Annotated in this window: 26 protein-coding genes, 1 other RNA gene and 1 riboswitch; of the genes, 14 read left to right on the forward strand and 13 right to left on the reverse strand. The window is 58.8% G+C overall.

All coding sequences use genetic code 11. From position 1 onward, the window contains the following. On the reverse strand, positions 1 to 211 hold a 211-nt coding region (locus ACR0E2_RS19455), incomplete at its 3' end, for a thiamine pyrophosphate-binding protein (RefSeq protein WP_480447016.1). Between the two features lie 125 nt (positions 212 to 336). Further along, positions 337 to 1,797, reverse strand: a complete 1,461-nt coding sequence (pdxR, locus tag ACR0E2_RS19460) for a MocR-like pyridoxine biosynthesis transcription factor PdxR (protein WP_480447592.1) — start codon at positions 1,795 to 1,797, stop codon at positions 337 to 339. Positions 1,798 to 1,930: 133 nt separating this feature from the next. Between pdxR and ACR0E2_RS19465 the strand changes: the two genes are divergently transcribed. Together ACR0E2_RS19465 and ACR0E2_RS19470 are read left to right on the forward strand one after the other, a co-directional pair. After that, entirely contained in the window at positions 1,931 to 2,239 is a 309-nt protein-coding gene (locus ACR0E2_RS19465; RefSeq protein ID WP_480447593.1) for an ArsR/SmtB family transcription factor, read from the forward strand. After that, positions 2,232 to 3,263 (forward strand): permease, encoded by a 1,032-nt coding sequence (locus ACR0E2_RS19470; protein WP_480447594.1) that lies wholly within the window; start codon positions 2,232 to 2,234, stop codon positions 3,261 to 3,263. The genes ACR0E2_RS19465 and ACR0E2_RS19470 overlap by 8 nt, the downstream gene beginning before the upstream one ends. Positions 3,264 to 3,319: 56 nt before the next feature. Here ACR0E2_RS19470 and ACR0E2_RS19475 read toward each other — a convergent pair whose 3' ends face one another. Together ACR0E2_RS19475 and ACR0E2_RS19480 are read right to left on the reverse strand one after the other, a co-directional pair. Further along, positions 3,320 to 3,709: a hypothetical protein gene (locus ACR0E2_RS19475; RefSeq protein WP_171331869.1), complete on the reverse strand. Its 390-nt coding sequence runs from the start codon at positions 3,707 to 3,709 to the stop codon at positions 3,320 to 3,322. Positions 3,710 to 3,760: 51 nt separating this feature from the next. Next, on the reverse strand, positions 3,761 to 4,522 hold the full coding sequence (locus ACR0E2_RS19480; protein ID WP_152459211.1) for a DUF1013 domain-containing protein: 762 nt from the start codon (positions 4,520 to 4,522) through the stop codon (positions 3,761 to 3,763). A 130-nt stretch (positions 4,523 to 4,652) separates the two neighbouring features. Between ACR0E2_RS19480 and ACR0E2_RS19485 the strand changes: the two genes are divergently transcribed. After that, complete coding sequence (locus ACR0E2_RS19485) at positions 4,653 to 5,294, forward strand: ribonuclease T2 family protein (protein ID WP_480447595.1); 642 nt, start codon at positions 4,653 to 4,655, stop codon at positions 5,292 to 5,294. On the opposite strand, the gene ACR0E2_RS19490 is transcribed toward ACR0E2_RS19485, so the two are convergent. Continuing rightward, positions 5,291 to 5,779: a hypothetical protein gene (locus ACR0E2_RS19490; RefSeq protein ID WP_152459209.1), complete on the reverse strand. Its 489-nt coding sequence runs from the start codon at positions 5,777 to 5,779 to the stop codon at positions 5,291 to 5,293. The two genes, ACR0E2_RS19485 and ACR0E2_RS19490, sit on opposite strands and share 4 nt — an antisense overlap. Before the next feature lie 206 nt (positions 5,780 to 5,985). On the opposite strand from ACR0E2_RS19490, the gene ACR0E2_RS19495 reads away from it, so the two are divergent. After that, entirely contained in the window at positions 5,986 to 6,483 is a 498-nt protein-coding gene (locus ACR0E2_RS19495) for a lactoylglutathione lyase family protein (RefSeq protein WP_152459208.1), read from the forward strand. Positions 6,484 to 6,552: 69 nt separating this feature from the next. Here the strand turns inward: ACR0E2_RS19495 and recR are convergent, their stop codons facing one another. The 3 genes from recR to ACR0E2_RS19510 form a co-directional block, all read right to left on the reverse strand. Further along, positions 6,553 to 7,146 (reverse strand): recombination mediator RecR, encoded by a 594-nt coding sequence (recR, locus tag ACR0E2_RS19500; protein WP_480447596.1) that lies wholly within the window; start codon positions 7,144 to 7,146, stop codon positions 6,553 to 6,555. Between the two features lie 61 nt (positions 7,147 to 7,207). Further along, positions 7,208 to 7,561, reverse strand: a complete 354-nt coding sequence (locus ACR0E2_RS19505; protein ID WP_152459206.1) for a YbaB/EbfC family nucleoid-associated protein — start codon at positions 7,559 to 7,561, stop codon at positions 7,208 to 7,210. Between the two features lie 400 nt (positions 7,562 to 7,961). Next, on the reverse strand, positions 7,962 to 9,725 hold the full coding sequence (locus ACR0E2_RS19510; RefSeq protein WP_480447597.1) for a DNA polymerase III subunit gamma/tau: 1,764 nt from the start codon (positions 9,723 to 9,725) through the stop codon (positions 7,962 to 7,964). A gap of 171 nt (positions 9,726 to 9,896) precedes the next feature. Between ACR0E2_RS19510 and ACR0E2_RS19515 the strand changes: the two genes are divergently transcribed. Beyond that, complete coding sequence (locus tag ACR0E2_RS19515; RefSeq protein ID WP_480447598.1) at positions 9,897 to 10,409, forward strand: protein-tyrosine phosphatase family protein; 513 nt, start codon at positions 9,897 to 9,899, stop codon at positions 10,407 to 10,409. On the opposite strand, the gene ACR0E2_RS19520 is transcribed toward ACR0E2_RS19515, so the two are convergent. Further along, positions 10,401 to 10,808, reverse strand: a complete 408-nt coding sequence (locus ACR0E2_RS19520; RefSeq protein WP_480447600.1) for a hypothetical protein — start codon at positions 10,806 to 10,808, stop codon at positions 10,401 to 10,403. The two genes, ACR0E2_RS19515 and ACR0E2_RS19520, sit on opposite strands and share 9 nt — an antisense overlap. Positions 10,809 to 10,899: 91 nt before the next feature. After that, positions 10,900 to 11,121: riboswitch (cobalamin riboswitch) on the reverse strand. A gap of 70 nt (positions 11,122 to 11,191) precedes the next feature. Here ACR0E2_RS19520 and ACR0E2_RS19525 point away from each other — a divergent pair. After that, positions 11,192 to 12,112, forward strand: coding sequence for an alpha/beta hydrolase family protein (locus ACR0E2_RS19525; RefSeq protein ID WP_480447601.1), 921 nt, complete (start codon positions 11,192 to 11,194; stop codon positions 12,110 to 12,112). Positions 12,113 to 12,151: 39 nt separating this feature from the next. Here ACR0E2_RS19525 and rsgA read toward each other — a convergent pair whose 3' ends face one another. From rsgA to ACR0E2_RS19540, 3 genes are all read right to left on the reverse strand, one after another. Continuing rightward, the gene (gene rsgA, locus ACR0E2_RS19530) at positions 12,152 to 13,177 is read right to left on the reverse strand and encodes a ribosome small subunit-dependent GTPase A (RefSeq protein WP_480447602.1); all 1,026 of its coding nucleotides are present in this window, start codon (positions 13,175 to 13,177) and stop codon (positions 12,152 to 12,154) included. Between the two features lie 158 nt (positions 13,178 to 13,335). After that, positions 13,336 to 13,434, reverse strand: an RNA gene (ffs, locus tag ACR0E2_RS19535) — signal recognition particle sRNA small type. Positions 13,435 to 13,473: 39 nt separating this feature from the next. Continuing rightward, on the reverse strand, positions 13,474 to 15,342 hold the full coding sequence (locus ACR0E2_RS19540) for a bifunctional 2',3'-cyclic-nucleotide 2'-phosphodiesterase/3'-nucleotidase (RefSeq protein WP_480447603.1): 1,869 nt from the start codon (positions 15,340 to 15,342) through the stop codon (positions 13,474 to 13,476). Positions 15,343 to 15,524: 182 nt separating this feature from the next. On the opposite strand from ACR0E2_RS19540, the gene nudC reads away from it, so the two are divergent. Genes nudC through ACR0E2_RS19555 form a run of 3 tightly spaced genes read left to right on the forward strand, consistent with a single transcriptional unit; the run spans position 15,525 to position 17,604 of the window. Continuing rightward, entirely contained in the window at positions 15,525 to 16,508 is a 984-nt protein-coding gene (gene nudC, locus ACR0E2_RS19545; protein WP_480447604.1) for an NAD(+) diphosphatase, read from the forward strand. 37 nt (positions 16,509 to 16,545) lie between these two features. After that, positions 16,546 to 17,013 (forward strand): SRPBCC family protein, encoded by a 468-nt coding sequence (locus ACR0E2_RS19550; protein WP_480447605.1) that lies wholly within the window; start codon positions 16,546 to 16,548, stop codon positions 17,011 to 17,013. Positions 17,014 to 17,061: 48 nt separating this feature from the next. Next, positions 17,062 to 17,604 carry a chloramphenicol phosphotransferase CPT family protein gene (locus ACR0E2_RS19555; RefSeq protein ID WP_480447606.1) on the forward strand — a complete coding sequence of 181 codons (543 nt, stop codon included), beginning with the start codon at positions 17,062 to 17,064 and terminating at the stop codon, positions 17,602 to 17,604. Between the two features lie 4 nt (positions 17,605 to 17,608). Here ACR0E2_RS19555 and ACR0E2_RS19560 read toward each other — a convergent pair whose 3' ends face one another. Continuing rightward, positions 17,609 to 18,442 carry a prephenate dehydratase gene (locus ACR0E2_RS19560; protein WP_480447607.1) on the reverse strand — a complete coding sequence of 278 codons (834 nt, stop codon included), beginning with the start codon at positions 18,440 to 18,442 and terminating at the stop codon, positions 17,609 to 17,611. Positions 18,443 to 18,562: 120 nt separating this feature from the next. On the opposite strand from ACR0E2_RS19560, the gene ACR0E2_RS19565 reads away from it, so the two are divergent. The 5 genes from ACR0E2_RS19565 to ACR0E2_RS19585 all read left to right on the forward strand — a co-directional run bounded on the left by ACR0E2_RS19565 (position 18,563) and on the right by ACR0E2_RS19585 (position 24,928). Beyond that, positions 18,563 to 19,075, forward strand: a complete 513-nt coding sequence (locus tag ACR0E2_RS19565) for a c-type cytochrome (protein ID WP_152459925.1) — start codon at positions 18,563 to 18,565, stop codon at positions 19,073 to 19,075. 171 nt (positions 19,076 to 19,246) lie between these two features. Next, on the forward strand, positions 19,247 to 21,151 hold the full coding sequence (locus ACR0E2_RS19570) for an extracellular solute-binding protein (protein ID WP_171207020.1): 1,905 nt from the start codon (positions 19,247 to 19,249) through the stop codon (positions 21,149 to 21,151). A gap of 1 nt (position 21,152) precedes the next feature. Continuing rightward, positions 21,153 to 22,247 carry a microcin C ABC transporter permease YejB gene (locus ACR0E2_RS19575; RefSeq protein ID WP_480447609.1) on the forward strand — a complete coding sequence of 365 codons (1,095 nt, stop codon included), beginning with the start codon at positions 21,153 to 21,155 and terminating at the stop codon, positions 22,245 to 22,247. Continuing rightward, on the forward strand, positions 22,248 to 23,354 hold the full coding sequence (locus tag ACR0E2_RS19580) for an ABC transporter permease (RefSeq protein ID WP_480447610.1): 1,107 nt from the start codon (positions 22,248 to 22,250) through the stop codon (positions 23,352 to 23,354). It abuts the gene before it with no gap. Next, entirely contained in the window at positions 23,351 to 24,928 is a 1,578-nt protein-coding gene (locus tag ACR0E2_RS19585) for an ABC transporter ATP-binding protein (RefSeq protein ID WP_480447611.1), read from the forward strand. Before ACR0E2_RS19580 ends, ACR0E2_RS19585 begins: the two co-directional genes overlap by 4 nt. Positions 24,929 to 24,933 lie beyond the last annotated feature (5 nt).

Raw genomic sequence — 24,933 nt, forward strand, 5'->3', positions numbered from 1 at the left:
CGATCATCATCGACATCTTGCCGGTGGCGCGGGTGTAGCCATCCGCCATCATCCCCGCGCTGCCTTCATGCGCGCAGTCCCAGAACATGATCCCGGCCTTCGGGAACAAGTCCGAGATCGGCATCATCGCAGATCCAATGATCCCGAACGCATGCTCGATCCCGTGCATCTGCAAAACCTTAACAAACGCCTCTTCCGTCGTCATCTTCATGTGAGTGCTCTCCAACCAAGAGTGAGTGAAACCGGGCACTGTGCCCGGCGTTTGATATGGTTTTGGCGCAAGGGTGCGACCTGCGTTAGGGCCAAAACGAAAGCCGGATTAGGTCCAGATGAGGTTCAAACGGCCCGAATTGCGTCTGCGATCAGTTTCACGCCCGGCGCGATGCGGTCAGTTGGAATTGAGGAATAGCCCAGGCGATAGAAATTCTGTGGCCTGTCCGGCCCCGAGAAGAACGGTGCGCCGGGCTCGATGTGAACACCCTGGTTTTGCAGCCTTAATGCCATTTGAGTTGTGTCGACATGTTCAGGGGCTGACATCCACATTGAAGAGCCGCCGATCACACCCCGTCCAGCCACGGTCAGCCCACTTTCCGCGATGGCTTTGTCCATCGCGTCGCGCCGTTCTTGCAGGGCCTTCGACATTCGCCGAATTTGCGCGTCGTAGTGGCCCAGCGACAGGAAATACGCCGCCGTGCGCTGAATGTGGCCTGGTGGGTGGCGCAGAACCAACGAGCGCAGCGCGCGTGCCTCGCGGATAAAGGGCTCTGAGCCGACCATGTATCCAAGTCGCAATCCTGGAAACAGCGACTTGGAAAAGCTGCCGACATAAATCACGCGCCCATCCCGATCCATGGATTTCAGTGCTGGCGAAGGTGCGCCTCGGAAGGCCATTTCAAACTCATAGTCATCCTCGACGACCATCGCGTCGAGTTCGCGTGCTCGGTCCAGCAACTGGTTGCGGCGGTCGATCGGCATCGTTGCGGTTGTCGGGCTTTGATGGCTGGGGGTGGTAAAGATGACGTCCGCTTCGTCGGGAATCGCCTCGGGAGGCAGCCCGTCCCGGTCCACGCTCAAGGGCGTAACCGCGCAATCCCAATGGTTCAGAAGGCTTCGAAGCGCATAGTAACATGGGTCTTCTATGACGGCCGTGCGATTGTGCGTCAGCAAGATGCGCGATGCCAGCCAGAGCGCGTTCTGCGCGCCCAGAGTGATCAGGATCTCTTCGGGGCGGGCCGCGATGCCACGGCGAGGTAGAGTGTGACGGGCAATAAATTCGATCAACAACGGATCATCCTGATCCACGTAATCTCCGGTCAGCGAATCGAAATCCTTGTGTCCCAACGCGCGGACGGCGCATAACCTCCAGTTGGCGTGGTCAAACAAGGTTCGGTCAGCCTGCCCGTAGATGAACGGATAACGGTACTCTCGCCAGTCGCTGGGTTTTGGCAGAACGTCACTGTCCAGAAAGCGGCGCGCCAGTGCATTGTCCCAGTCAACGGATTCTGTGCCGCGCTGGACAGGCGAATACTTGGGGGGGACAGGTGCGTTTTGCGAAACGTAATACCCGGACCGCCCCTTTGCCGTCAGATAGTCATTGGCCAAAAGTTCGGTGTAGGCCAACGTCACCGTTATTCGGCTGACACCCAGATGCGCGGCCAGTTTGCGTGACGAAGGGAGTTTTTCTCCGACGTGAAAGCGACCGGACAAGATGCCTTCGGCAATCATCTGCTGGATCTGGGCCTGCAATGTGCCCTGACCATTGAGCTCAAGAAAGAATGTATCGACCGAAATCCCCATGCCTGCTTATAGGGTGGACTTAAGGTCGGGGCAATCTGGACTTACATCGCAGTCACGAAATTTTGTCGGCGGGGTTGACCGGCGAGTTCCTTTGGACTAAATAACTAGAAATCTAGTTTAAAGGAGATAGTGGATGTGGGAAGCTGCTGCGGCCGGATTTTCTGCCATGGGCTCTGAAGCTCGGCTGAAAGTCCTCAAGACGCTGGTCCGGGCTGGCAAAGCCGGATTGACCGTTGGCGAGATACAGGACCGGACAGGGATTGCCCCGTCGACCCTGGCCCATCACCTGCGGTTTCTTGCAGCCGGTGGTGTGGTCGAACAGGAAAAGGTCGGTCGAACCACGATCAACCGCGCCAATTACGACGAATTGAGAAATCTGGCGCTATTCATTCTCAGCGAGTGCTGCGCTGACGAAGTTGGAAAGGCTGCGAACGATGGCTGAATTGACACAGAACCCGCGCATGACTGCCAAAGTGGCGCTGGACCTGATCAAGACACCCTGGACGCTGATCGTCGTCATTCTGGCGGCGGTGGCAATCCTGGATCCCGGAAACTTGCCCGAGGTGGTGACATTTGCAGCCAAGGCTCTGGCGCATACAGGGCAGTATATTCTGTTTGCAGTGCTTCTGCTGTCTTACCTCAAGGCGACCGGCGCAGAGGTGATGGTGGCGCGTGCCTTTGAGGGGCGCGAAACCCGGATGATCTTTCTGGCTGCCTTGTTCGGTGGTCTTGCACCGTTCTGTTCTTGCGAGGTTATCCCCTTCATTGCGGGTCTTCTGGCCCTTGGTGCTCCTTTGTCCGCAGTCATGGCGTTCTGGCTCAGCTCACCTTTGATCGATCCGCCGACGCTTTTGATTACCGCCGGTGCGCTGGGATGGCCCTTTGCCATCGGCAAGGCTGTTGCGGCGGTTGCGCTTGGCCTGTTCGGCGGGTTCGCGGTTCGGTTGCTGATGCGCAACGGCGCGTTTGCCCAGCCCTTGCGCGAATACAAGCCCGCCGGGTGCTGCGGATGTGGTCCGAAAACGGATGACAAACCGGTCTGGAAATTCTGGCAGGAGCCCGAGCGCCGCGTCCGGTTCCGTTCGGAATTCGTGCACAACGGTCTGTTCCTGTTGAAATGGCTTGCGCTGGCTTATGTGCTTGAGGCGCTCTTGGTCAACTATGTCCCCGCCGACCTGATCGCAGGCTTGGTTGGCGGAGAAGGCGTGCTGCCGATCATCGTTGCTGCGCTGGTGGGTATGCCGGCATACCTGAACTCCTACGTGGCGCCGCCTTTGCTGGCAGGGTTGATGGAGCAAGGTATGACAGAGGGTGCGGCCATGTCGTTCATGGTTGCCGGTGCCGTCAGTTCCATCCCGGCGATGGCTGCAGTCTGGTCGTTGGTCAAACCACGTGTCTTTGCAACCTATCTGACCCTGGGGGTCGGTGGCGCAATCGTGGCTGGTATCATCTTTCAATTGGTATGAACGCAAAAGCCGCCCGGTGTCACATCGGGCGGCTTTTATCCGTTCGGTTCCGTCGATCAACTACCGTCGCACAGACGTGGCAGTTTGAACCGGTATCGGGCTTCTCCGCTTTCGACGTAAACGCGTTTTTCGACACAGGCCGTCGTTCCCACTGTCTGCGAAATCTGCGCATCTGTGGACGTAATCGATGTGGCGGACCCATCCGGCAAGCGGACCGATGCCACGACGCCGTTCTTCAGATCTCCGTTCACCGGAGTTGCAGACAGAACCGGGACGATCAGAAACGCCTCATGCTCGTGTTCGCCTTCATCCCCCAGCAGAAACAATGTCGTGACGATGGCAATCATGACAACGCCGCCGGCCAGACCAAGCCCCCACGTTTTCAGAAAGGCATAAATCGTGACGGCGCGGTGCGGGCCAAATACCGCAGATAGAACGTTCAGCATGGCAAGTCCGTGAAAAAAGCCCCAGCCGAAATGGCCGAGGCTGTTTGCGCGTTACGGGCGAAGATCGTCTTCGTCTTCGTCATCCGCCCCACCCTTGGGCAGGTTGAAAAAGCTGTCTGCGTCGATGATCGGTTCATCTTCTTTCTCTTCCGACGGCTCGTCGGACAGCGAGAAGGTTTCCAGACCTTCAATTGCGGTCGGGATTTTCGGCGCTGCGTCCATTTCCAGCGACTGCTCGGTCGATACCAGCTTGCGACGTTCGTCATCGCTCATCACGCCGCCTTCAGCTGCCTTCTTGGCCGCCGCTTTCTGTACGGCCGTGTCCAGTTCGGACTGTTTGCACAGACCCAGAGCAACCGGATCAATCGGCTGCATGTTGGCGATGTTCCAGTGCGTGCGTTCGCGGATCGACTGGATGGTGGGCTTGGTGGTGCCCACCAGCTTGGCAATCTGGCCGTCGCTGAGTTCCGGGTGGAACTTGACCAGCCACAGGATCGAGTTCGGACGGTCCTGGCGTTTCGAAAGCGGCGTGTAGCGCGGACCCCGGCGCTTTTCCTCGCCGGCGGCCGATGGGTTGAACTTGAGCTTCAGCTTGTGAAGCGGGTTGTTCTGTGCCGCGTCGATTTCTTCCTGGGTCAGCTGGTTGTTGGCGATTGGGTCAAAGCCCTTGACGCCGGCGGCGACGTCGCCATCAGCGATACCCTGCACTTCCAACTCGTGCATTCCTACGAAATCCGCGATCTGCTTGAAGCTGATCGTGGTGTTGTCCACCAGCCATACGGCGGTTGCCTTGGCCATAAGCGGTTTTGCCATCAGCCCGTCTCCTATGCATACATCTGTCCCGTCGCCGGAATTCGGCGGCCCCTTGGTTTTGGGGCAGGTTTCCGTTGTCGGGGAACTTCGCCCGTATATAGTCGCGCAAAGGCAAGAAGGGAAGAGGCGAATGCGCCAAGGGATTACGGGGCTGGTTTTGTGGGTCTTGAGCGCGGTCGCTGCGCTGGCCGAGGGCGAAAAGGCGGGCGAGTTCGATTACTACGTGCTGTCGCTCAGCTGGTCGCCCAACTGGTGCGCCCGCGAAGGTGACGCGCGCGGCTCGGATCAATGTGACGATCGGCATGATCACGGCTGGATACTGCACGGGTTATGGCCACAGTTCCATCAGGGCTGGCCGTCCTACTGTCGTACCCCCGAAAGCCCACCTTCGCGACGCATGACGCGGGAAATGGAGGATATTCAGGGAAGTTCCGGCCTTGCTTGGCATCAATGGAAGAAACACGGCACATGCTCGGGATTGTCGGCATCCGACTACTTTGCCTTGTCCCGGCGGGCTTATGAAGCGGTCAAGCGCCCTGAGGTGTTCCGCAAGCTGGATTCATCCGTCAAACTGCCGGCTTCGGTGGTCGAGGAGGCATTCCTGAAGGCCAACCCTGAGTTGAAGCGCGACATGATCACGATCACCTGCAAACAGGGCTATATCGAAGAGGTCCGCCTGTGCCTGTCCCGCGATCTTGATCCCGTACCCTGTGGCCGCGGCGTGATCCGTGACTGCACCGCCAAGGACGCCCTGTTCGATCCGATTCGTTAAAGCTTTTTGTTCTGGCAGTCCCGCGCATAGTCCAGCGCCTTGGCGGTGCCTTTCAGATCGATGGCCATCACCACTTCACCTGCCGGATTGTAGACGGTCATCGTTTTGTTCTGAGCGATGGCGTTCACAAAGCTCCGGTCGGTGAAAAACACGGTTGCGCCCGGCACGTCGCGTTCGTTGAACCCGATGGCCGTCGCATCATAGCTTTTGCCGTCCAGATCAAAGCGGATCGGATAACTCTCACCCTGTTTAATGTCGCCCCATGCCTTGTTGTACACGGCGAAATACCCACGATTGCCCAGCGCATCATAGCCCAGCCGCACCACCGAGAGATCCTGATACACCGTCTGGATCAAGCACCCGTTGCCAAGCGCTGGGTCCATCATGATGTTCCAACCTTCGACAAAGCCCTTGTCCACAAGGTCCTGCGACAGGGCGGCGGTTGCAGTGAACGTGGCGAAGGCGAGGGCGAGAAGGCGGGCCATAACGTATTCCAATCAAAGGGATCAAGTCCGAGGCATTCTACTACGCGCGCACAGAAGGCAAAGCCCCTTTTGCTTTGTAGCGAGTATTTTGTCTCCGGGTCATGACCCATGCAGCGGGGTGAACCCTGCTATGAAGGCATGGGAAGCAACTTGAAAACTAAACGCTGTCCAATAGTTTTACGTCTTAGCAGATTAAGGAGCCTTCTATGTCTCAGTTTCCAAGGACTTTTTCACATATCGGGTTGTCCGTTCCAAACGTGGACGAAGCCGTGAAGTTCTATTCCGAGGTCTTGGGTTTTTACGTCATCATGCCGCCCACCGACGTGGTCGAGGATGACTCGGATATTGGCGTTATGTGCACGGATGTCTTTGGCCCGGACTGGAGGAAACTGCGTATCGCACATCTCGCGACAGCGGACAGGATTGGAATTGAACTCTTCGAGTTTGACGGGAATTACGAGCCTGAAAACAACATCGATTTCCGCAGAAATGGCACGTTTCACTTTTGCATTCAGGACCCTGACGTCGAAGGTCTGGTCGAAAAGATTGTGCAGGCTGGTGGAAAGCAGAGGATGCCGATACGGCACTACTATCCCGGAGAAAAGCCTTACCGAATGGTCTATGTTGAAGACCCCTTTGGTATCGTATTCGAAATCTACAGCCACTCGTATGAGCTGACCTACTCGTCTGGCGCATATACCTGAAGCCCGTAGGCCCGCGTCGATACGTGCTGGGGCGATGGCGCGGTTATCGCCCCGATCCTCTGAGGTTAGCTAGATTTCCTTCCGCGCCCGCAGCGCGGCCGTGATCGTCCCGTCGTCCAGATAATCCAGTTCTCCGCCAATCGGCACACCTTGCGCCAGTGAGGTCAGGCGCACCTGCCCCTCCAACTGATCGGCGATGTAATGGGCGGTGGTCTGGCCATCTACGGTGGCGTTCAGCGCCAGGATGACTTCGGAAATCCCTTCGGCCACAACCCGGTCCTTGAGGCGGGGAATGCGCAACTCGTCGGGGCCGACCCCGTCCAACGCCGACAGCGTGCCACCCAGAACGTGATAGCGCCCTTTGAACACTCCGGCACGCTCCATCGCCCACAGATCGGCGACGTCTTCGACCACGCAGAGCTCGCCGGTTGCGCGGGCTTCATCGTTGCAGATGTCGCAGATGTCAGTGGTGCCCACGTTGCCGCAATTCAGGCATTCCCGGGCGGTCACGGCGACTTGTTGCATGGCATCAGACAGGGGCGTCAGCAGCAGGGCGCGTTTTCGGATCAGGTGCAGAACCGCGCGGCGGGCTGAGCGTGGGCCGAGGCCCGGCAGTTTGGCCATCAGGTCGATCAGATTGTCGATGTCGCTGTTCGAACTCATGGCCAATCCTGTCTTGCGCCGGAGGGAGCCTCCGGCGGGAGTATTTCAGAAAAGATGAAGCTCAGAACGGCAGCTTGATGTCTGCGGGCAAGCCCATGCTTTCGGTCAGCTTGGCCATTTCTTCCTGCGAACGTTCGGTTGCCTTGGTCTGCGCATCCTTGATGGCGGCCAGGATCAGGTCTTCGACCACTTCCTTGTCATCGCCGTTGAAGATGGACGGGTCGATATCCAGACCTTTGAGTTCACCCTTGGCTGTCGCCGTTGCCTTGACCAGGCCTGCGCCGGATTCGCCGACAACCATCATGTTGTTCAGCTCTTCCTGCATCTCGGTCATCTTGGTTTGCAGGTCCTGCGCGGATTTCATCATCTTGGCCATGTCGCCCAGACCGCCAAGCCCGCCGAGTCCTTTCAGCATAGTATTCTCCTGTGTCTCCGTTTGCGCTCTAGATACGGGCAGCAGCCACATGGCACAAGGGTTCTCCCGCCGGTCGGAGGTTCTATCGTTCCGGCCGACATGTTGATCGGCGCAGGCGTCAGCAGGAACGCGCCGCCCATCTGCGACGCCATATTTGCCAGCAGGCCCGACACGCGCGGATCGTCCTTGGCGCGCATATGGTCTGCAACCGAGACTGATTGCATGGAGCACAGAAAATCTGGGCGGGGTTCGAATGGCTACGCGGCATCCGGATCAGAATTGTCACGGGCCGCCTTCCGTTCGCCGGTGTCGCAACGAACGATCTGAGACATGCAGGCGGATGTGTTCGAACGAAACCTCGATCAGTTTCGTTTGAAACAAGGGGTGACGGGCGGTGAGGTCAGTCTTCCTCGAACGGGTCCCACTCGTCTTCCACCTCGGGAAGCGCTTCGGTCTCGACCTTGGCGGCGCGTTGCTCCGGCGTTTCGATCCTGGTGATTTTCGCCTTTGGGAATTGCGCCAGTACAGCCTGCACCAACGGGTGTTTTTCGGCCTCGGATTTCAGAGCCAGCTCGGCCTCGTCCCGTATTTCTGCAATTGTGGGGGCTTCTCCGTCCGAGACGATCGAGACAGCCCACCGATTTCCTGTCCAGCGTTGCAGGGCAGAGCCCAGTCGTGGCGCCAGATCGGCCGGTGCCTGGGCGGCGGGCGTAAATTCGATTCGCCCCGGTTGATAGGAGACGAGGCGCACGCCGTTTTCCACCTCGACCAGCAACTTCACGTCGCGATTTGTCCGGATCAGTTCCACCACGTGGTCGAAGGTCGGGTACCGGGCAAGAGCCGTCTGGGCATCCTGCGCCAGGGCTGCAACCGGTGCGCCACCGGCACCGCGAGGGGACGGCGCATAGGTAGGTGGATGGGCTGCGCCAGCCGGCGCCGGACCGGTGCCCGGTCGGGATATCGAAACGCCGCCATTGGGCCCGCCCGGCGGCGGTGGCGGGGCATCTTGCAATCGTTTGATCAGCTCTTCGGGGCTGGGCAAATCCGCCACATGGGTCAGGCGAATAACGGCCATTTCGGCGGCCATCATGGCGTTGGGGGCTGCCGAGACTTCCTCGAGCGCCTTCAGCAGCATTTGCCACATCCGGGTCAGAACCCGCATCGGCAGAGCCTCGGCCATGTGTTGGCCCCGGGTCCGTTCGTCCGGAGAAACCGTCGGGTCCTGCGCCGCGTCAGGCGTGATCTTCACGACGGACACCCAATGCGTGATCTCGGCCAGATCGCGCAGCACCGCCAGCGGGTCTGCGCCTTCGGCGTATTGGCCGCTCAACTCGGTAAGTGCTCCGGCGGCATCGCCGCGCAGGATCATGTCCATAAGGTCCAGAACCCGGCCACGGTCTGCCAGTCCAAGCATCGCACGGACCTGATCAGCGGTCGTCTCGCCAGCCCCGTGCGAAATCGCCTGATCCAGCAACGAGGTTGCGTCCCGCGCCGATCCTTCTGCTGCTCGGGTGATCAGCGCCAGCGCGTCTTCGGCGATCTGGGCGTTTTCCGCTTCGGCGATCTTGCGCAGCAGGCCAATCATGTCTTCGGGTTCGATCCGGCGCAGGTCGAAACGCTGGCAGCGGGACAGCACGGTGACAGGCACTTTGCGGATTTCAGTGGTTGCGAAGATGAACTTCACATGCGCGGGCGGTTCTTCCAACGTCTTGAGCAGCGCGTTGAACGCGCTGGTCGAGAGCATATGAACCTCGTCGATGATATAAATCTTGTAACGCGCGCTGGCGGCGCGATAGCGGACACTGTCGATGATCTCGCGGATGTCGTTGACGCCCGTACGGCTGGCGGCGTCCATCTCCATCACGTCGACATGGCGGCCCTCCATGATGGCGACACAATGTTCACACTGACCGCAGGGCTCGGTCGTGGGGCCACCGGTTCCGTCGGGTCCGATGCAGTTCATCCCCTTGGCAATGATCCTTGCGGTCGTGGTTTTGCCGGTGCCGCGAATACCGGTCATGATGAAGGCCTGCGCGATCCGGTCGGCCGCGAACGCGTTTTTCAGGGTGCGCACCATGGCATCCTGACCCACCAGATCGGCAAAGGTTTCCGGGCGATATTTGCGGGCGAGAACCTGATAGGCGGGGCTGGAGCTGTCTGTCATGTCTTCTCGTTGGGATTCGGTGCTTGGGCACAGCGTAGTGGCCACCGTTGCCCGCGTCCACAGCGTGGCGCGATGATTTTTGATTTAGAAACGAGTCGCTTTCGCACTAAACTGCATCAGCGGATTTAATGGCTCATTTTTGTAAAGAGTTCTTTGGGGAGGACAGGATTCATGTCGCAGTTGGTGATCTACGCCCTGCAAGTCGGTGGCGGAACGCTGGCACTGACCTCGATGCCCGGACGCGGCGGAGATTACTCCAGCGATCTGGATATGATCGCAGCCTGGCAGCCGGGGCTTGTTGTTTCGATGACGACGGATGTCGAAATGCTTCAGGACGGGGCGCAGGAATTTGGCAGCGATATTCAAAGCCGCGCCAGCCGATGGGTTCACCTGCCCATCGAAGATTTCGGAGCGCCGACAAAAGCGATCGATGACGCGTGGCCGTCCGTCAGCGCCGCGGCCCGGCATGCGCTGTCCGGCGGAGGTCGCGTATTGGTGCACTGCCGCGGGGGATGTGGCAGGTCAGGTATGGTTGTCCTGCGGCTGATGGTCGAATGCGGCGAACGCGCGGACACGGCGCTGCAACGATTGCGGGCGGTGCGCCCTTGCGCCGTCGAAACGGATGCGCAAATGGCCTGGGCCTCTCGGCGCGCCCAGGCACAGGTCAGTCTGGATTCAGATTGAAATCTGCGCGGGCGCGCAAACAGGTTTTCGCGGCCGGATCGTGGAAACTTCGATCATCGCGCAGGGTGGGGTTTTCACGACGCCGGATGGCATCGCACTGACCGTGTTTCCGAAGATCAGGTCGGCATAGCCGTTCAGCGGCTCAATCGCGGTTTCGGGCTGCGTCCCGCAAAAGACACGAATGCTGTCTGATCGCGCGCGGAAAATTGCATGACATCCTTCGGTGCAATGTGACAGCTCGCTGCTGCCCTCAATCTCGAAATCGTCACTGGTGGCCGAGGTCGCCTGGGCCATGGCTTCGGATATCGAGCGCGCCAGCCGCGCCAAAGCGGGGCAGGTTTTGCCCGTCCGCTGACATACCGTTGCACTGAATTCATGTGTTTTTGTCTTCCAGATCATCCTGCGCCCTCCGCGCTTGGTGGACAGGATATTTGGGACAGGTGGAACAGCGTGATGCCGTCAGGACCTGCCCGGACACCCCGCCCGAGTTTCGGTTTCGTTTCCGATGGCAGGTCTCCTGACTTGCGGGTCATCGCTTTGCCGACCTTCCCAGCCGTCGGGGCCAGTGGTGTTTCGGCATCGCTTACCGCTTACAGTTGCGGGGGCAGTCGCGGATTTGGTTGTTGCCTGCATGACCAGACATTACCGCACCGTGTTCCCTTTTCATCCCGACCCCTTGTGGAGGCCGGAAACCATCACACAACCGCTAGCGTTTGAGTACGCACCGAGTCAAGCCGATCTTTTGGCCGGACGCTTGGTCATGCTGGATACGGTGTTGGTTCATGCATAGTGTCGAGGGTGTTGAGGTTCTGAAACCGGATTTACCAAGCGCAAAGCCAGAGAACATGTTGGACACAGAGCAAACGGTATTGACCGAAGAGTTTCGCTTTCCGTCCGGGCAGAAAACACTGTCTGCCCGGTTGTACAGCCCGCTGACTTCGCCCGAAATCGTCGTCGTTCTGAACAGTGCAACGGGTGTGCCGCGCGATTATTACCGTCATTTCGCACGATGGCTTGCTGCCGAGCAGGGTATGGCCTGCCTGACCTATGACTATCGCGATTACGGGCATTCCTTGACCGGCCGCCTGAAAGATTCGCGTGCGACCATGGCGGATTGGGCCTTGATCGACATGCCCGCGGCACGGGCGGAAATGCGCAGACGGTTTCCCAATTCGCAGCATTGGACCATCGGCCATTCGATCGGCGCGATGTTGGGGCCTGTGCAGCCGGATATCGATCTGATTGACCGGATGATCTGTGTGTGTTCGGGGCTGGTAACCCTAAGCGACCATCCATGGCCCTATCGGGGTTTGGCAGGATTGTTCTGGTATGGTCATGCGCCGCTTTTGGCCCGAGCCCTTGGCTACCTTCCCGGAAAGGCGATCGGGTTCGGCTCGGATCTGCCGGCATCGGTCTATTGGCAGTGGCGCAAATGGTGTACCGCGCCTTTGAACTATGTGCCTGAAATCGGGCATGAGTTACCTGCGGCGCAGTGGAAGGATTCTGGAACGCCCGTGGATTTGTTCACCTTCGAGGACGACCAGATGGTGCCGCCGGACGCGGTTTGGCGGCTTGCGGATCTTTACGGCCCCGATGCCAACCGCCACCTGCTGAGCCCTGCCGATTTCGGGTTGCCCGAGGTTGGTCATATCGGCGCATTTGCCCGGCGCAATGCAGCGGTTTGGCCGCGACTGATCGCTTGATCAGACGCGGCGCAGGACGGGCCGGGCACCGACCCGCCATCACCGGTTGCGAAGTTTCTTTTCCTTCATGACGCCACGGACCATCTTGCCGAACGCTTTGTCCCGCGCCCGAGACTGCGCGACGGTTTCAGAATTGCGCTGATCTTCGCGCCGAAGCTTGCGCCACCGGTCCAATCGAGCCGGATCAAGCGTGCCGTGGCTGATCGCCTTTTGCACGGCACATCCGGGCTCGGAGCTGTGCTGGCAATCCGAAAAACGGCAATCCCGGCTCAACTCGGCAAGGTCCGAGAAAACGTCGTCGATCCCGTCCTGAGCGTCCAGCAGGCGCAACGCGCGCATTCCGGGTGTATCGATCAACCAGCCGCCGTTGCGCATCCGGTGCAATGCGCGTGCGGTCGTCGTGTGCCGGCCCCGCGCGTCATCCTCGCGAATGTCCGAGGTGGCGAGATCCTGATCGGTCATGGTATTGGCAAGTGTCGTCTTGCCAACGCCCGACGAACCAACCAGCGCTCCGGTCTGGCTTTTGGGACACCAGGACAGAACCTTTTCAACCTCTGTCGGGTCCAGCGCGTTGATCGCCAGAACCGTCAATAACGGGTCCAGTGATTGCACCTGTCCCGAGAAACTTTCAGGGTCCGCCGATTTGTCGGCCTTTGTCAGAACGACGACCGGGTAACACCCGGCCTGATGCGCAAGCGCCAGATATCGTTCCAGCCGGGGCAGGTTGAAATCGGCATTGCACGAGCTGACGATGAACAACACATCGACATTGGCTGCGATCAGTTGCGTCGCGGCACCTGTCCCGGCGGCGCGCCGGTGCAGCAGGCTGCGCCGGTCGAGCAAATGGCGCACGCGTTTGTCGTCATCGGCGAGAACCCAATCGCCAACGGCATAGCTGCCGGTCGTTTGATCGGGGGTCAGCAACGGGACTTCGCCGCCAGGGTTCAGCCCGATCAGGCGGTCCCGATGAACGGAAGTGATGCGAAAAGGTGTGCAGGAAGGATAAGCCGCGTATTGCGCAGCAAAGTGAGAGGACCATCCCAGGTCCGAAAGTGCAAGAAACATTGGTTTGCCTGTCGTCAGAAACAGCACTCCCGACGGATGGCGATCGCTCATCCCCGGGTCATGTGTTCAGGCAGTCAGTCGATACCGTGAGGTCAGAACCGTGCTGCCCGAAGGGTCTTTGCTACAATCATAAAGCCCTCCTGCGGCCAAGGTTCGTAAAGTGAGAGGTTGGACATCGACCCAAGCGGGGCTCGTTGTGGCTGCTTCCTTCCGGACCTGACCAGGTTGGCGAGGCGCTCGCCCGCGCCAACCTCTCGACTTTGGATATAGGGAAGGCTTCGGCAAAAGACAACCCGTCAGAGCGTCAGCCGAATGCGTGCAAAACCGTTTTCGTCAGGGTCCAGAATCTTGGGGGCAAACCTGTTCAATTCGTCGACATACTTGAAAGCACCGGGACCGGTCCGAAGAATGGTCGTCACCCCCGATTTCGGCATCAGAGAGAACGGGTAAGGTTGTCGGGCCAATGGGTCGGGCGGCAGGCGGTGCGTCATGTAATCCCGCAAAATGTCCCGGATATCCAGCGGGGGCAGATCGATGGCCGGGGCCGATGACACATGCGGGAAATGTCCGCCCCCGCTTGCGCGATAATTATCGAGCGCAACGACAAATGCCTGATCGGGTTGCACGGCCTGGCCTGCGCAAGTCAGATGATGCACCCGCCTGTGGCCGGGATGGATCATTTGCCCCCCGACATCGTAACGCGCCGGTTGCGATGGGTCGATCTGATAGGACAGGCCAAAGATCACATCGAAATTGTATCCCGCCCGATCCCGGTCGAACAGCTCTGCCTCGGCGTCGGGGAATTGTTGGTTGAATGCGCTGGCTGACATCTCCAACCACTCCAGCAGCTGCGCGCCCGTGATCTGAACCGCGCGCAACTCGTTGGGAAAGACATGCAGGTCTGCCACGTGACGCAGACAGATTTCACCGGGCGGCACGTCCGTATAGTGCCTGGGGCCAGAGCGTCCGCCGCATTTGGCCGGCGACGCGGCTGACAACAGCGGCAGCTCTGCAAGCGTGGTGACGTGTAAAAAAGGGCGCAACGCGGCTGCCTGTGCGGCGGCCACAAGCGCCAACCCACGATCCGGCGCACAGAAGCTGAAATAGCTGTGCAATGTGTCCGAGACGTGCGCAACGGGCGCGGCCATGTCCTGACGGGTCTGCTGATGTGCGGGTTCAACCAGATGCGCGATTTCCAAATCTTCGCCAATCGCGGTGCCGCCCACCGAAACCGGGCGCAATTCGGCGTTGCTGTCGACAACACACAGCCCCGACTGGGGCTGTACGGTAACGGCCAGATCGATTACTCCAAGATATGCGCCTGCCGAGCCGGGCATGACAACCGGCGTTCCATGCACCAGCCCTTTCACGTAATCCACATTCGGGGTTTGCGCGCCGGTGCGTGCGGGAAGGGTCAGGTGAGTGTGCCCGGCGACAACAGCGTCGATGCCCTCGATCGCGGCCAGGGGAATAACGGCATTTTCAGTGTCGGTCGCTGCGTCCGGGTGTCCAAGCCCGGAATGGGCGAGCGCCACGATCAGATCGCACCCCTTTTCGCGCAAGATACGCGTCAGGGACTGTGCCGCGACAACGATGTCGTCCGCCGCTACGGTTTCGTTCAGATTGTGTTCTTCCCAACGCGTCGTCTGCGGCGGCAGAACCGAAAACACGCCGACGCGAATGGGCACATCCTTGTTTCCCACTCTCACGACACGGTCAAGGATCGTAAAACGCTGCCATGATTGTTGTTCTCCGGACCGATGAAGATTGCCGCACAGAACCGGGCACGGGGCTTGTGCAAGGGTCTTGTCCAATGTCGGCAGCCCGAACCCGAAATCATGGTTGCCCAGACCAATCGCATCATAGTCCAGCGCCTTGAATGCCTGCATCATCGGGTGGGGATTGTCGTTCCGAACGGCCCATTCGCCCATCGGCGTTCCCTGGAGCGAATCCCCGTTGTCGAAAATCAGCACCAGCGCGTCTGTGGCCTCGTGTCGGGCCTTGCGGATCAGGCTTGCGGTGCGTGTCAGCCCAAGCGTCGGGTCCGGTGTGTCCGCGTAATAGTCAAAACCGGTCAGATGCATGTGCAGGTCGGAGGTGGCAAGAATACGAATACGCCCACGGTCTTTTGTGGGTTGAACCTGCGTCGATGGGTTTTGCTTCACTTTTTTTGTTCTGCTTTTGAATGTGGTAATGGGCTAAAATCATCAAAGCGCAGTCTAGATGATTTTTCCGAGGCCGCCATGCGGCTTTTCGGCGGCGCGTCTGTGCGTTTTGCGTCTTGAATTGCCATTGCAACAGGGCCTGAGACATGGCAGCCCTGTGCGCAAGACCAGAAGGAATTCCAATGAAAAACGCAGAGCAGGTGACTTTCGGTGGCTCGGGTCTGAATCGGGCAGCGCATCTTCGTGGGGATTCAGAGAAGCTGGCCGAGATGGCGCTCGACCCCGCTGCGCGATGCATATTGCTGTGGCGAGGCAAGCTTTTGGTCGTGGGCGCGGCGCTGGATCAGCTTGCCCTGACGCAGATGACTCACCCTTTGGTCAGCGATGGCCCCGGCGGCGTGATCGAAGCACCGGTTTTTCTGGGCCTGAGCGCAGAGGGCGCACCCCTGTTTGCCGCGGATATCTCGGCCTGGGGGGCAGAGGGATTGGATCTGACCGGCCTGGGAGAGTTCGTGGACAGATCCGAACAGCATCACCCGGATTTGCCTGAAGGGCATGTTTTTGCCGAGCTTCGCCGGATCATGGCGCGATTGTCGCCTCGTGATGCCGAACTGGCCGCATCGGCCAAGGCGGTTGTCGGTTGGCACGAAACACATCGCTTCTGCGCCCGCTGCGGCGCAGCCAGCGATATGTCGCAAGGGGGATGGCAGCGCAGTTGCCCGTCATGCGGCGGGCAACATTTTCCGCGCACGGATCCGGTTGTGATCATGTTGATTACGCATGGGGACAATGTGCTTATGGGACGGTCTCCGGGTTGGCCCGAGGGCATGTTTTCCTTGCTGGCGGGATTTGTCGAACCCGGCGAAACGCTCGAAGCGGCGGTGCGTCGCGAGGTGATGGAAGAGGCAGGCGTACCTGTTGGCGCGGTGTCTTACCTGTCCAGCCAGCCCTGGCCGTTCCCGGCATCCCTGATGTTCGGATGCGCCGGCGAGGCCCTGTCGCGCGACATCGTTATCGATCCGGTCGAGATCGAAGAGGCGATGTGGGTCAGCAAATCCGAAATGATGCAGGCATTTGCCGGCGAACATCCCCGGTTGTTGCCCGCTCGCAAGGGGGCTATCGCTCATTTTCTGCTTCAGAACTGGCTTGCGGATACGCTGGACTGAGGAAAAACTGGTGAAGCCATAAACAGCAAAGGTCATTATGCAGTTTTCAGCGCGCGAAGATATCGAAGCCCCGATCAATTCGGTGTTCGACATGGTGTCGGATTTCGAAAGGTTCGAACGTATGGCGATGCGTCGTGGTATCGACGTGCGGCGTCTGGAGGCTGATGCGACGGTGGTTGCCGGCACTGAATGGAAAACCGAATTCAAGTTGCGTGGAAAGCCGCGTCAGATGTCGGTGGTGATGACGGACTATGACAAGCCGTCGCAAATGCGGTTCGAGGCGGCCAGCAAAGGGATGACCGGCCTGACGACAGTTGATTTTCTGGCCCTGTCTCCGCGCCGGACGCGCCTGAGCATCGAGATGTCCCTGGCCGCAAAGTCCTTGCCCGCGCGGTTGCTGTTGCAGTCCATGAAGCTTGGACAGTCAAAGTTCCGCAAGCAATTCCAGCTGCGGTTCAGCGAGTTTGCGCGTGAACTGGAGCAGCGTCACCTGCACGGGGCGTGAATGGGGTCCACTGGCTGGTCTGGGCAAGGCTTGGAAAAGAAACCGCAGATGTCGCAGATCATTTTTCTGCATGGCGCATCAAGCAGTGGAAAATCGACGATCGCACAGGCTTTGCAACAGAAGATAGCGAAGCCGTTCTGGCATATCTCGATCGACCACTTGCGAGATTGTGGTGTTCTGCCGCTGGATCGCTATCGCCGTGGCGAGTTCGATTGGTCCGACGACCGATCGGCAGTCTTTGATGGGTTTCATCAGTCGCTGGCTGCCTACGCGGCCTCGGGCAACAATCTGATTTTGGAACATATTCTGGATACGCCGGGGTGGGACAAAGATTTGCGCGACCTTTTCCGCCCGTTTGATGTTCTGTTCGTGGCTGTCCATTGCCCGGTTCCCGAGTTGAACGCGCGCGAACGATTGCGCGGCGACCGTCCGGTGGGAAGCGCCCAACGGGACCAAACCATGATCCACGCTGGCAGAGTTTACGATATCGAAATTGATTCCATGGACGGCATCGAGGCCAACGTGCAGGCAATTCTTCAGGCATGGCGCAGTGACCTGCGCCAATCGGAATTCAACCAGTCTTTCGCGTGACCTGTCAGCCGCGAGGATGGGCCGCAGGGTAGACGCCAAGAACCTCGACATTGGTCGTGAAATGTTCCAGCTCGTCCATTGCCAGCTGCACGTTGCGGTCTTCGGGATGTCCAACGATATCCGCATAAAACTGCGTTGCAGTGAAGGACCCGTCGACCATATAGCTTTCCAGCTTGGTCATGTTGATCCCGTTGGTGGCAAAGCCACCCATGGCCTTGTACAGCGCGGCCGGGATGTTGCGGACCTGAAACACGAAGCTGGTGATCATTCCATACTCACCCCGACGTGACAGATCCGCCTCTCGTGACATGACAAGAAAACGGGTCGTGTTGTCGTCATTGTCCTCGATATGGCGGGCCAGCACGTTCAGGTCGTAGATTTCAGCCGCAAGCTCGCTGGCCAGAGCGGCGGAATGCAAATCCCCGATTTCGGCCACTTCGCGCGCGGCGCGGGCATTGTCGGGACTGACACGGCCGCGAATACCGTATTCTTTCAGAAAGCTGGAACATTGCGGCAGCAGCACCAGATGGGAATGCGCTTCGGTGATGTCTTCCAGTTTTGCGCCGGGTACACCAAGTAGGTTGATGTGAACACGCACGAACGCTTCATCGATGATGTGAAGCCCGCTATGGGGCAACAGCCGGTGAATATCGGCAACCCGGCCATAGGTCGTATTTTCGACCGGCAGCATCGCCAGATCGGCCGCGCCCGAGCGAACTGATTCGATCACATCCTCGAATGTGCGGCAGGGCAGGGCCTCCATTTCGGGTCGTGCGTTGCGGCAGGCCTCGTGACTGTAGGCGCCGGGTTCGCCCTGAAAAGCAATGCGATTGGTCATTTGGTCGATTCCATGCAACAAGTTCGCGATTTGGTCGTTTCGTCGCGGTGTCTATACCTTGCCTCTCGCAAGTGGAAGCCTTAGACACCTGCGCAGACAGCTGAAATGGACACGCGATCAATGTTCGACACGATGACAGTTACGAAGGCCGCCGCTGGCCTGTTCGGCACTTTCCTGGTGCTGCTTCTGGCCAAATGGGGGGCTGACATCCTCTATTCTTCCGGTGGCCATGGCTCGGCTGAGGCCGCCTACATTATCGAAACCGAAAGCTCGGGCGAAAGCGCCGACGGCGAAGAAGTGGTCTTTGAAGATCTGCTGGCCGCCGCTGACGTTGAGAAGGGCGCGAAAGTATTCCGCAAGTGCACCGCGTGCCACAAGCTGGAAGACGGGGCGAATGGAACCGGCCCTTACCTGTATGGCGTAGTTGATCGCCCGGTTGCCTCGGCAAAAGGTTTCACCGGTTACTCAGCCAGCATGCAGGCCCATGGCGGCAACTGGACGCCCGAAGCGCTGGATGCCTTCCTGGAACGCCCAAGCGCCTATATCTCGGGAACATCGATGAGTTTTGCTGGCTTGAAAAAACCTCAGGACCGCGCGGACTTGATTGCTTATCTGCAGACAATTGGCAACTGATTGCCTGAGAGACCATTGAAGTTCAGAGCCGCTGCCCCGCGCAGCGGCTTTTTTTTGTCTGAAGGGAACTTCACAAAGCGCTCACGCATTCTAAACTTGAAACTGTCAGCGTTGGCACTTTAGCTAGCGTATGCGACATAAAAGATTACAATAACCCAGAGGATGAGCCCCATGATATCCCTAATGCCTGCTGCACGTGATCTTAAGGTCAGGCCATTGGCTGGCATATTCGGGCTTTGTGCTGTTCTGCTCTCACCGCAAGCTGCTTTGGCATTGGATGAGGGGGTTACCCGCAGTCATGGATACTCGTATTTCGGCAATCTGGATTACCCTGCTGACTATCCGCATCTGAATTACGTGAATCCAGATGCGCCCAAAGGTGGTGAGTTGTCCTTGGCGGCTTCGGGGACGTTCGATTCCTTGAATCCCTATTCCCGCAAGGGGCGCGCAGGCGCCTTGACGACGCTGCAATATGACCGCCTGTTCGAAAGCTCTGATGACGGTGTCGGACAGTATTACGGCGTGCTGGCGGAAAGTCTGGAATATGATGAAGGGCGCAACTACGTCATTTTCCATTTGCGACCCGAAGCAACCTTTTGGGATGGCACGCCGGTGACGGCCGAGGATGTTGTCTACAGCCACCGCCTGTTCATCGAACAGGGCCTGCCTTCGTACGCCCAGGCCGTGGGCCGCATGGTGACGGGGGCCGAAGCGTTGGATGATCACACGGTCAAGTTCACGTTCAATCCGGAAGTCACACGCCGCAGTTTGATCGAGACCGTTGGGTCGACCCCCGTCTTTTCGAAAGCATGGTTCGAGGCGGACGAGTCCCGGCGTCTGGATGAGCCGCGTCTGGAAGTTGCGGTCGGCTCGGGCCCCTACAAACTCGACAGCTATGACATTAATCGCCGTATCGTTTACAAGCGACGCGACGACTATTGGGGTAAAGATCTGCCATTCAATGTCGGTCGCAACAATTTCGATACCATTCGCGTCGAGTATTTCGCCGATCAGACAGCGGCGTTCGAGGGGTTCAAGGCCGGTGAATACACGCTGCGGATTGAAAGCGATCCCAAGCTTTGGGCGACGGCGTATGATTTTCCGAAGCTGAACGAAGGTGTGATCGTACGGGACGAGATACCGGATGGCAGCCCGCCAACACCGTCAGGCTTCGTCTTCAACCTCGGAAAACCGCAGTTTTCCGACAAGAACGTACGCAAGGCCCTTGCACTGGCCTTCAATTTCGAATGGGCAAATGAATCCCTGCTGTTTGGTCTGAATTCACCGCGCAATTCCTTTACACAAGGCACCCCGCTGGAAGCGCAAGGCCTGCCCGAGGGCGATGAACTGGCGTTTCTTCAAGCGCTGGGTGAGGTTGTGCCCGAGGACCTTCTTTCAGAACCTGCCGTGACGGTCCACGAGTCAAACCCCGCGCGCCTGAACGATCGCAGAAATCTGCGAAAAGCCGCGAAATTGCTGGACGAGGCCGGGTGGCCCGTCGGCGATGGCAACGTGCGGCGCAACGCGGAAGGGCAGACGCTCAAGGTGGATATCCCCTATCCTTCAAACCTGCCGACCTCGACGGCCACGATGATTGAAACCTATGTCCAGAACCTGCAAGCCATTGGCGTGGATGCGTCGGCGGAAAAGGTTGACCCGGCGCAATACACGCTGCGCAGCCGCGAGCGGGATTATGACATGGTTTATTCCACACGTTACGGGTCTTTTTTGTCGACCGGTGGCGGGTTGAGCCAGATGTACGGGTCGGAAGAGGCCGCATTCAGTCTTTTCAACCCGGCCGGACTGGCCAGTCCACTGGTTGACGCAATCATCGAAGCATCCTTTGATACCGACAATCAGGCGGATCAGGACATGGCGTTGAAGGCGTTGGATCGCGCTTTGCGGTACGAGTTCTTCGTGATCCCCGTAGGATACATCGCTGACCACTGGGTGGCATATTACGATATGTATGAATACCCGGAAAACCTGCCGCCTTATTCGCTGGGCTATCTGGATCTGTGGTGGATCAATCCGGAAAAAGAGGCCGCACTGAAAGCGAAAGGCGCGCTGCGATAACATGGGCGCCTATGTTCTAAGACGTTTGTTGCTGATCATTCCGACCCTTCTGGGCATCATGATCGTCAACTTCACGCTAGTACAATTCGTGCCTGGCGGACCGGTCGAGCAGATCATTGCCCAGATCGAAGGTCAGGGGGATGTTTTCGCCGGTTTTGCGGGTGCGGGCGATGCCGGCGCGGGGTCAGAGCCGGCGGGCGGTGTTTTCGACGACAAATATGTCGGTGCGCGGGGCCTGCCGCCCGAGTTCATCGCTGAACTTGAAAAGGAATTCGGCTTCGACAAACCGCCCCTGGAACGTTTTCTGATCATGATGGGCAACTATCTGACGCTGGACTTCGGCGAGAGCTATTTCCGCTCGATCAGCGTGATTGATCTGGTGCTCGAGAAAATGCCGGTCTCGATCTCGCTGGGCCTGTGGTCAACGCTTATCGCCTATCTGGTTTCGATCCCTCTGGGCATTCGCAAGGCGATCAGGGACGGTTCGCAGTTCGACACGTGGACCAGCGCAGCGATCATCGTGGCCTATGCGATCCCTGGCTTCCTGTTTGCCATTTTGCTGCTGGTGCTTTTCGCCGGTGGATCCTATTGGCAGATCTTCCCGTTGCGGGGGCTTACATCCGACAACTGGGACAGCCTGAGTCTTTTTGGCAAGATCGCAGATTATTTCTGGCATATCGCGTTGCCGACCATTGCGCTGACGATCTCGGCCTTTGCGACATTGACGCTGCTGACCAAGAACTCTTTTCTTGATGAAATCAAAAAGCAATATGTCATGACCGCCCGCGCCAAAGGCCTGAGCGAACGCAAGGTGCTGTATGGCCATGTGTTCCGCAACGCGATGCTGATCGTCATAGCCGGATTTCCGGCTGTGTTCATCGGCGTGTTCTTCGGAGGTTCGATCATCATCGAAACGATCTTCTCACTTGATGGTCTGGGACGTCTGGGTTTTGAAGCCGCCGTGGCGCGTGATTACCCGGTGATCTTCGGCACGCTGTTCATCTTCGGCCTGATGGGGCTGGTGGTCGGCATCATCAGCGATCTGATGTATGTGCTGGTCGACCCGCGCATCGATTTTGAAAAGCGGGAGGGGTAAATGGCATTGTCCCCCCTGAACCAGCGCCGCTGGAGCAATTTTCGCCGAAACAAGCGCGCCTTCTGGTCGTTGATCATCTTCGCCGTGTTGTTCGGCCTGTCGCTGTTTGCCGAGTTCATCGCCAACGACAAACCGATTCTGGTGAAATACCGGGGCGAGTTTTACATGCCGGTCTTCAACTTCTACGCGGAAACCGAATTTGGCGGAGACTTCCAGACAGAGGCGATCTATCGCGACCCCGAGGTTCAGTGCCTGATAGACAGTGGCGGGCTTGAGCAGTGTTTTGACGATCCCGAAGGCATTATCGAACAGATCGACGCCGGCACGTTCCAGGCGGAGGGGTTCGAGCGTGGCTGGTCGCTTTGGCCGCTGATCCCCTATTCCTACAACACGTCTGTGGATCGCCCCGGGGCTGCACCTTTGCCGCCCAATGGCCAGAACCTGCTGGGCACCGATGACACCAAGCGCGATGTGCTGGCACGGGTGATTTACGGCTTCCGCCTGTCGATCCTGTTCACGCTGCTGGTGACGGGCGCCGCCAGTCTGATCGGTATTTTTGCCGGTGCCATACAGGGTTTCTTTGGCGGTTGGCTGGATCTGATCTTTCAACGGATCATCGAGATCTGGTCAGCGACACCATCGCTTTACGTCATCATCATCATGTTCGCGGTATTGGGGCGAAGTTTCTGGCTGCTGGTCGCGTTGATGATCCTGTTCAGCTGGACCGGGCTGGTTGGCGTGGTGCGCGCAGAATTCCTGCGGGCGCGAAACCTTGAATATGTGCGCGCTGCACGGGCATTGGGTGTGGGCAACATGACCATTATGTTCCGCCACATGCTGCCCAACGCAATGGTGGCCACGCTGACCTTCATGCCCTTCATCGTCACGGGCACCATAGGCGGGCTGGCTTCGCTGGATTATCTGGGTTTTGGTCTTCCGTCTTCGGCCCCCTCGCTGGGGGAGCTCACCTTGCAGGCAAAACAGAACCTTCAGGCCCCATGGCTGGCGTTTACGGCCTTTTTCACCTTTGCCATCATGCTGTCCCTGCTGGTCTTCATCTTTGAAGGCGTGCGGGATGCGTTCGATCCCAGAAAGACCTTCTCATGAGCCTGCTGGATGTAAACAACCTGAAGGTCTCGTTCCGGCAGGATGGTCAGATCAGTGCCGCGGTTCGGGGCGTGTCATTCCATGTCGATCGCGGGGAAACCGTGGCGCTGGTGGGCGAATCCGGATCGGGCAAATCGGTCACCGCGCTCAGCACCGTATCTTTGCTGGGCGACAGCGCGATCGTCGAAGGGTCCGTCACCTATGACGGGCAGGAGATGATCGGCGCCTCGGAGCAACGCCTGATGGAGGTGCGCGGCAATGACATCAGCTTCATTTTCCAAGAGCCGATGACGTCGCTGAACCCGCTGCACACGATCCAGAAGCAGATGGCGGAATCGCTGGCCCTGCATCAGGGGGTCATGGGTGATGTCGCGCGCGAACGGATTCTTGAACTGTTGAACAAGGTCGGTATTCGCGACCCCGAAGACCGGCTGGACAGCTATCCGCACCAGTTGTCGGGCGGACAGCGGCAGCGCGTGATGATCGCCATGGCGCTGGCGAACAAGCCGGACATCCTGATCGCCGATGAACCGACAACGGCGTTGGATGTGACCATTCAGGCACAGATCCTCGAGTTGCTGGCCAGTTTGCAGAAATCCGAAAACATGGGGATGCTGTTCATCACCCACGATCTGGGCATCGTGCGGCGCATCGCCGACCGGGTCTGTGTGATGAAGGATGGTGAGATCGTCGAGACCGGCGCGACCGCCGAGATCTTCGACAACCCGCAGCACCCCTATACCCGCAAGCTCCTGGCTGCGGAACCTTCGGGCCAGCCAGACGCCGTTGCGACAGATGCCGAGGAAGTCGCGCGCACCGATCACCTGAAGGTCTGGTTCCCGATCCAGCGCGGGTTTCTGAAACGCACGGTCGGCTATGTGAAGGCGGTGAATGACGCCACGCTGAGCGTGCGCGCGGGTGAGACCTTGGGGATCGTGGGCGAAAGCGGGTCGGGCAAGACCACGCTGGCGCTGGCGATCATGCGTCTGATCGCGTCCGAAGGCGGCATCACCTTCCGCGATCAGGATGTTCGAAAATGGTCCACGCGAGAGCTGCGCCGGCTGCGCAAGGATATGCAGATCGTGTTTCAGGACCCGTTCGGCAGCCTCAGCCCACGCATGACCTGTCAGCAGATCATCGCGGAAGGTCTGGCCATTCACAACATTGATCCTCATCGCGCGCCGCGTGAACTGGTCGCTGAAGTGATGACCGAGGTGGGCCTGGATCCTGCGGCGATGGACCGGTATCCGCACGAGTTTTCGGGCGGTCAGCGTCAGCGCATCGCCATTGCGCGCGCGATGGTCTTGCGCCCCAAGCTGCTGGTTCTGGACGAACCGACCAGCGCGCTGGACATGACGGTTCAGGTTCAGATCGTCGATCTGCTGCGCGATCTGCAAAAGAAATACGGGCTGGCGTATCTGTTCATCAGCCACGACCTGAAAGTGGTGCGGGCGATGTCGCACAAGGTGATCGTCATGCGAAACGGAGATGTGGTTGAAATGGGCACGGCCGAGGATTTGTTCGAAAATGCCCAGACCGACTATACCCGCGAATTGATTGCTGCGGCGGGGTAGGGCGG

Source organism: Ruegeria sp. A4 (assembly GCF_056543025.1).